7 protein-coding genes and 1 pseudogene are annotated in these 6,051 nt (G+C 70.6%); 3 read left to right on the top strand and 5 right to left on the bottom strand.

Annotation, left to right across the window (positions count from 1 at the left end; all coding sequences use genetic code 11):
• The coding region (locus VH914_12815; GenBank protein ID HEX4492081.1) for a helix-turn-helix transcriptional regulator at positions 1 to 645 on the bottom strand (645 nt) is incomplete at its 3' end.
• 123 nt (positions 646 to 768) lie between these two features.
• Between VH914_12815 and VH914_12810 the strand changes: the two genes are divergently transcribed.
• On the top strand, positions 769 to 1,149 hold the full coding sequence (locus VH914_12810) for a VOC family protein (protein HEX4492080.1): 381 nt from the start codon (positions 769 to 771) through the stop codon (positions 1,147 to 1,149).
• Between the two features lie 6 nt (positions 1,150 to 1,155).
• Here the strand turns inward: VH914_12810 and VH914_12805 are convergent, their stop codons facing one another.
• The 4 genes and pseudogenes from VH914_12805 to VH914_12790 form a co-directional block, all read right to left on the bottom strand.
• On the bottom strand, positions 1,156 to 1,491 hold the full coding sequence (locus VH914_12805; protein ID HEX4492079.1) for a hypothetical protein: 336 nt from the start codon (positions 1,489 to 1,491) through the stop codon (positions 1,156 to 1,158).
• 35 nt (positions 1,492 to 1,526) lie between these two features.
• Positions 1,527 to 2,126 carry a class I SAM-dependent methyltransferase gene (locus tag VH914_12800; protein ID HEX4492078.1) on the bottom strand — a complete coding sequence of 200 codons (600 nt, stop codon included), beginning with the start codon at positions 2,124 to 2,126 and terminating at the stop codon, positions 1,527 to 1,529.
• 69 nt (positions 2,127 to 2,195) lie between these two features.
• Positions 2,196 to 2,603: pseudogene (locus VH914_12795) on the bottom strand (VOC family protein).
• A 98-nt stretch (positions 2,604 to 2,701) separates the two neighbouring features.
• Complete coding sequence (locus VH914_12790; protein HEX4492077.1) at positions 2,702 to 3,268, bottom strand: sigma-70 family RNA polymerase sigma factor; 567 nt, start codon at positions 3,266 to 3,268, stop codon at positions 2,702 to 2,704.
• A gap of 91 nt (positions 3,269 to 3,359) precedes the next feature.
• Here VH914_12790 and VH914_12785 point away from each other — a divergent pair, with 91 nt between their 5' ends.
• Positions 3,360 to 3,761, top strand: a complete 402-nt coding sequence (locus tag VH914_12785; GenBank protein ID HEX4492076.1) for a cupin domain-containing protein — start codon at positions 3,360 to 3,362, stop codon at positions 3,759 to 3,761.
• A gap of 33 nt (positions 3,762 to 3,794) precedes the next feature.
• Positions 3,795 to 6,017, top strand: a complete 2,223-nt coding sequence (locus VH914_12780; protein HEX4492075.1) for a molybdopterin-dependent oxidoreductase — start codon at positions 3,795 to 3,797, stop codon at positions 6,015 to 6,017.
• The last annotated feature ends 34 nt before the right edge of the window (positions 6,018 to 6,051 follow it).

Here is a 6,051-nt window from a genome sequence, read left to right as displayed (position 1 = left end):
TCGCTCCGCGATCGCGCGGTTCGTGAGCCCGTCCGCGACCAGCGCCGCGACCTCGAGCTGGCGGCGCGTCAGGGTCGGTCCAGCCGATCGCCGCAGGGCGCGCAACCCGAGGAACCGGCGGACCGGCCGCACGACCGCGTCGGTGTCGCCGAAGTACGGCAGGTGCGTGCGCCCGTCCAGCATTTCGAGGCGCGCGCCCGGGATGCTGCTCGCGACGAGCTCCGCCTGCGCGACGGGAGCCGCGCGATCACCTTGCCGGTGCAGCACGAGCGTCGGCGCGCGCACGGCGCCGAGGAACGCCGAGACGTCGGTTGCGTAGCTGAGCGCGAGCATCTGCCGCGCGGTCTCCGCCGACGACGCCGCGCGCTGATACCGCGCGAACGCGATCCGATCGGTTGCGCTCGCGTCGGGGACGAAGATGTCGGCGAGCACGTCGAACGTCTCGCCCCCGACCGCGCGCACGACTACTTCCATCGTCTCGAGCTCGAGCTCGAACGACGGCGCGCGCGCCGCCGACGCCGACGAGAGACCGCAGCCGAGCCGGTCGTACCGCACCAGGGTCCGCCCGCGCGCGAGCGCTTCATAGAAGGCGCGCTCGCGTGGAAAGGCCCAACTCAGCTCGAGGTGCGTGAGCCAGCCCGGCACCTAGAACAGCAACGGGCCGGTGCCCGCCGTGGCGTAGGCCACCTCTCCCCCAACCGGCAGCGTCGTCGTCGCGAGGTGCTGCTCCAACGCGCCCATTCTGCCGGGGCTGACAGAATCCCGCGCATGCTGACGATCGGTGTGGTGGCACTCGGCGTGACCGACGTGGCGCGTGCACGGGAGTTCTGGCGCTCGGCGCTGGGCTACGAGGTGCGGACCGACGGGTTCGGCGGATGGTCGACGGTGCTCGTGCCGCCCGCCGGTGCCGCGGGCACGATGCTGGCGTTGCAAGGCAGCGAGACGCCGCCGCCCGATCACCCGCGCATCCACCTCGATCTGCACGTCGCGAGCGCTGCGGAGCAGGAGTTCGAAGCCGAGCGGCTCGTCGCGCTCGGCGCGGAACGCGTCGACTGGGACGCGTATCCCGACGACCCCGACTTCGTCGTCCTCGCGGATCCCGACGGCAACCGCTTCTGCATCGTCGACCTCGGACACGAAGCCGGCTGAATCACGTCAGTCGACGACGATGCGGAAGAAGCGGGCGCCGTCGTCGCCGGCGCGCAGTGCGTAGTCGAGGTCGCGAGGGATGTAGACGATGCTCCCCGCACCGTTCGCGCAGCCTTCGAGCCAGAGCTCCCCTTCGATGATCACCATCACCTCGCCGGTGTCGTGATGGTGGACGGGATCTTCGTGGCGCGCCGCGTACTCGACGAACTGTACGGAGGGCGCGTCCGCGGTTCCGTGCGTCAGCGCCTTCACGCGCACCGGGGACGGCCCGTCGCCGTGGGCCGCGTCCCGGTACTCGAACCACGGAAGATCGTGCTCGTCGACCCGAACGATCGCCGCCATGCGACCTCCTCTCCTCGGGCCTCAGCCTCGCACGCTCAGGCCCGCCGGATCTTCGCGAGCCACGCCGGCGCGCCCTCAGGACCGTGGAAGTTCGTGTGGATCCGCTGGGGTTCGATCGACACGACCCGCCAACCCGAGTCGTCGCGGAACGCGGCGTGGACCTGCGAGCGACTCACCGGATGCGGACCGACGTCGTCGCCCTCGTCGCCGAAGCACAGTACGAAGACCGTCCCGCCCGGCTTCGTCACCGCCGCGAGATTCGCCGCGTAGCGAGCGCGCTCCTCGTCGTCGAACGCGTGGAACAGTCCGCTGTCGAGCACGGTGTCGAAGCCGCGTCCCAAGCGCTCGAGCGCGAACGCGTCGGCGACCGCGAATTCGATCGCGACACCCCGAGCCTCCGCCTTCGCGCGCGCGATCGCCAGTGCGGTCTCGGCGACGTCGACGCCCACGACCGCCACGTCGCCGTGCGTCGCGATGAACACCGCGTTGTCACCGACGCCACAGCCGGCATCGAGCACCGAACCCACGAACGCTCCCGATTCCACGAGCCGCACGACGGCAGGCTGCGGTTCGCCCAGGTCCCACGGCGCGGGCTCGTCGGCGCGATACGACGCGTCCCACGGCCGTCCGCTCATCCGCTCGTGACTCGTCGGCGCGCGCGCCGCGAGCGGATCCACGGGCAGCGGCTCCGTGAAATGCCACCGATGACCCTCGAGATCGAGTGCCTCGTAGCGGCGGTCACCCCAGAACATGTCCGCGAGCTCGGAGACGATGCGCGCGCCCTCGGATCGCGCGCGCTCGTAGTGCGCGTCGATCGCGCTCACCGACACGTTCACCATCGCCGTCGCGCTGCCCGCTTCGACGGGACTCTGCAGGCCGTGCCGTTCCTCACCGGAGCGACCGATCATCACCACGCCGTCACCGAGCTCGAGCCACGCGAGCGTGCCGCCGGGAAACTCCATGCGCGCCTCGCGCCGTTCGACCAGGCCGAACGCGCGCACGAGGAACTCGCGTGCAGCGACCTCGTCGCGGTACGCGAGCCGCGGATAGATCGACGGGAAACGACGCGCCTCGGCGACCTCGGCGGCCTCGCCTCCACCGATCGCCGACATGAGGCGCGCCTTCTCGCGCGCGAGCACCTCGGGGTCGGGCGGGTCGTCCGGGAGCACGCGATCCGGGCGGATGCTTCGGAGTGGATCGAGATCGTCGGTCATGGCTCGGCTTTCTCGTTGCAGGAATCGTCGGCCGCCGCGCGCACGCGCGCACGGGCGCGGTTGAGTCGCGAACGCACGGTGCCGACCGGCACCCCCAGCGCGTCGGCGATCTCGTCGTACGTCAGCTCCTCCCACGCGAAGAGCAGCAGTGCCTGACGCTCGCCCTCGGGCAGCTCCGCGACCGCGTCGGCAACGCGTGCCCAGCGCGCCTGCGCGTCAACCGCCGGTATCGCGCGCTCGGCCGGGTCCTCGGATGGATACCGGCGCGCTGCGAGACGCATGGTGGCGCGCAGCCGCCGACCTTCACTGCGGTGATGCTTCGCCACGACGTTCGCCGCGATCCCGTACAGCCACGGACGCGCAGATTCGCGCTCGAGGTCGAAGGTCGATCGACGTTCGAACGCGATGCGAAACACCTCGCCGAGCAAACCTTCGGCCTCCGCGGGGTCGACGCGCCGCGCGAGGAACCGCAGCAACACCGAGCCATGGCGATCGAAGAGCACGCCGAACGCGCCGGGCGTCTCGATCGACGTGGCGATCACGGCGGCGTCGGACTCGTCCATCTCGTCTCTCTTGCCCGATGACGTCGTTCCGGTTCGCGTGCGATCCTCGCGCCGGCGCGAACCGAACCGTCGCACACGGGGAACAACGATCATGGGAACCAAGCGCGAGATCCCCACGGGCACGCCGTTCGACCTGTCGAGCGTGACCGTCGGACTGGAGCGATCGACGGGTCGGGCGTGGTTCATGGAGTGGGAGGCCGGACCGCCGCCGCGCATCGACGGCTACACGGTCGGCGCGCCGATGATCGTCACCGAGCCGCCGCACGCCGGTGAGATGCACCCCGACGCCGACGAGCTCCTCTACCTCGTCTCCGGACGCGTGCGCGTGCGGCTCGAGCTCGACGACGGCACCCGCGAGGTCGCGCTGAACGCCGAGCAGGCGATCGTGGTGCCGCGCGGCGTGTGGCACCGGATCTTCATCGAGGAGCCGGGGCGGCTCGTGCACATCACGCCCGGCCCCGGCGGCGACCACCGCCCGCTGCCGCAGGGCTGACGCGCGCACTGCGAAGCGAGCACAATCGCGCCCATGGCGAAACGGACGATCGAGCTGCGGACGTGCCCGTTGTGCGAGGCGATGTGCGGCCTCGAGCTCCACGTCGAGGACGAGCGGGTCGCGCTGATCCGTCCCGACCGCGACGACGTGTGGAGCAGGGGTCACATCTGTCCGAAGGGCACGACCCTCGGCCACCTGCACGAGGATCCCGACCGGCTGCGCGAGCCCATGATCCGCGAGGGCGACATGTGGCGCGCGGCGACGTGGGACGAAGCGTTCGCGCGCGCCGAGGAGCTCGTCGCGGGCGTGCTCGAACGGCACGGTCGCGACGCGATGACGATGTACATCGGCAACCCGACCGCGCACGCGTTCTCGTTGTCGCGCTACGTCGGCCTGCTGATCGCGCTCGCGAACCTGCCGGTCATCTACTCCGCGGGCACGGTCGACCAGTGGCCGAAGAACGTGTCGAGCATGCTGATGTACGGCTCGATGTGGTGGATCCCCGCGCCCGACATCGCGCGCACGCAGTACTGGCTCGTGCTCGGCGGGAACCCGCAGGCGTCGCAAGGCAGCCTGCTCGCGTTCGCCGACGTCATGGGCGAGATCGACAACATCCGCGAGCGCGGCGGCAAGGTCGTCGTCGTCGATCCGCGCCGCACGGGTACCGCCGACGCGGCCGACGAGTGGGTGCCGATCGTCCCCGGCACCGACGCTGCGTTCCTGCTCGCGATCTGCCACGTGCTCTTCGACGAAGGACTGACGACGCTCGGCGATCTCGACGACTTCGTCAATGGATTCGATGGCGTGCGCGAGGTCGCGCGCGAGTTCACGCCGGAACTCGTCGAGGCGACGACGCGCATCCCCGCGGAGACGACGCGCCGTATCGCGCGCGAGCTCGCGGCCGCGCCCCGCGCCGCGATCTACGGACGCATCGGCACCTGCAACCAGGAGTTCGGGACGCTCGCGAGCTGGCTGGTCGACGTCGTCAACATCATCACGGGCAACTTCGACACGCCCGGCGGCTCGATGTTCGGCAAGCCGATCGCGTGGGGCGCGAACTCGCTCCCCGATCCGCAGTGGGCCGACGGTGTTGAATTCGGTCGCTGGAAGTCGAGGGTGCGGGGCACGCCGGAAGTGCTCGGCCAGGTGCCGGTGTCGTGTCTCGGCGAGGAGATCGCGACGCCCGGGCCCGGTCAGGTGAAGGGCCTCGTCACGATCGCGGGCAACCCGGTCATCTCGTCGCCCGGCGCGGGCGTGCTCGACGACGCGCTGCCGATGCTCGAGTGCATGATCAGCGTCGACAACTACCTCAACGAGACCACGCGCCACGCGCACGTGATCTTCCCCGGCCATTCCGCGCTCGAGCAGCCGCACTTCGACGACCTCATCCCGATGTGGGCGGCGCGCAGCGCGGGCAACTTCTCCCCTGCGGTCTTCCCGAGCGCCGACCGCCCCGGCGAGTGGGAGGTGCTCGTGCGGATCGCGGGGCTGCTCGCGGGCATGACGAACGCCGACATCGACGTGTCCGGTATCGACGACGGCTACTTCACGGCGCTGTGCGAGATGCAAGGCATCGACGCGACCCACGCGCTCGCGCACTACGACGGCGAATCACCGGACGCGCACGGGCCGATGCGCATGCTGGACCTCCAGATCCGCACCGGGCCGTTCGGCGATCGTTTTGGCGAGGTGCACGACGGTCTCACCTTGCAGCACTTCCGCGACCGGCCCCACGGCATCGACATGGGCCCGATGGTGCCGCGCGTGCGCGAGATCATCGCGACCAAGTCCGGGAAGATCGAGCTCGCGCCGGACTACATCGCCGCCGACGTCCCCCGTCTGCGGCAGCGGCTCGACCGCGCCGCCGACAGCCTCGTGCTCGTCTCGCGCCGCCATCTGCGGTCGAACAACTCGTGGATGCACAACGTCAAGGTGCTGATGAAGGGCAAGGATCGCTGCACGCTGCTGGTACACCCCGATGACGCGCGGGCGGCCCGACTCGAGGACGGCGCGCTCGCGCGCGTCACGTCGGAGGCCGGCTCGGTCGACGTCGCGGTCGAGGTGAGCGACGAGATGATGCCCGGTGTCGTGTCGCTGCCCCACGGTTGGGGTCACAACAAGGCCGGCACACGGCTCTCGGTGGCGCGCGAGCACGCCGGCGTGAACAACAACCTGCTCGCACCCGGTCGCTTGATCGACCCACTCTCGAACAACGCGATCGTCAACGGCATCCCCGTCGAGATCGCGCCGGCCTAACCCGTTCGGGGGTTTGAGCACCGCGACGGCGGGC

The organism is Acidimicrobiia bacterium, from assembly GCA_036271555.1.
In the GTDB taxonomy this organism is placed as follows: domain Bacteria; phylum Actinomycetota; class Acidimicrobiia; order IMCC26256; family PALSA-610; genus DATBAK01.
Note: the sequence above shows the minus strand (reverse complement) of the source record. Positions and strands in the feature narration are given on the sequence as shown.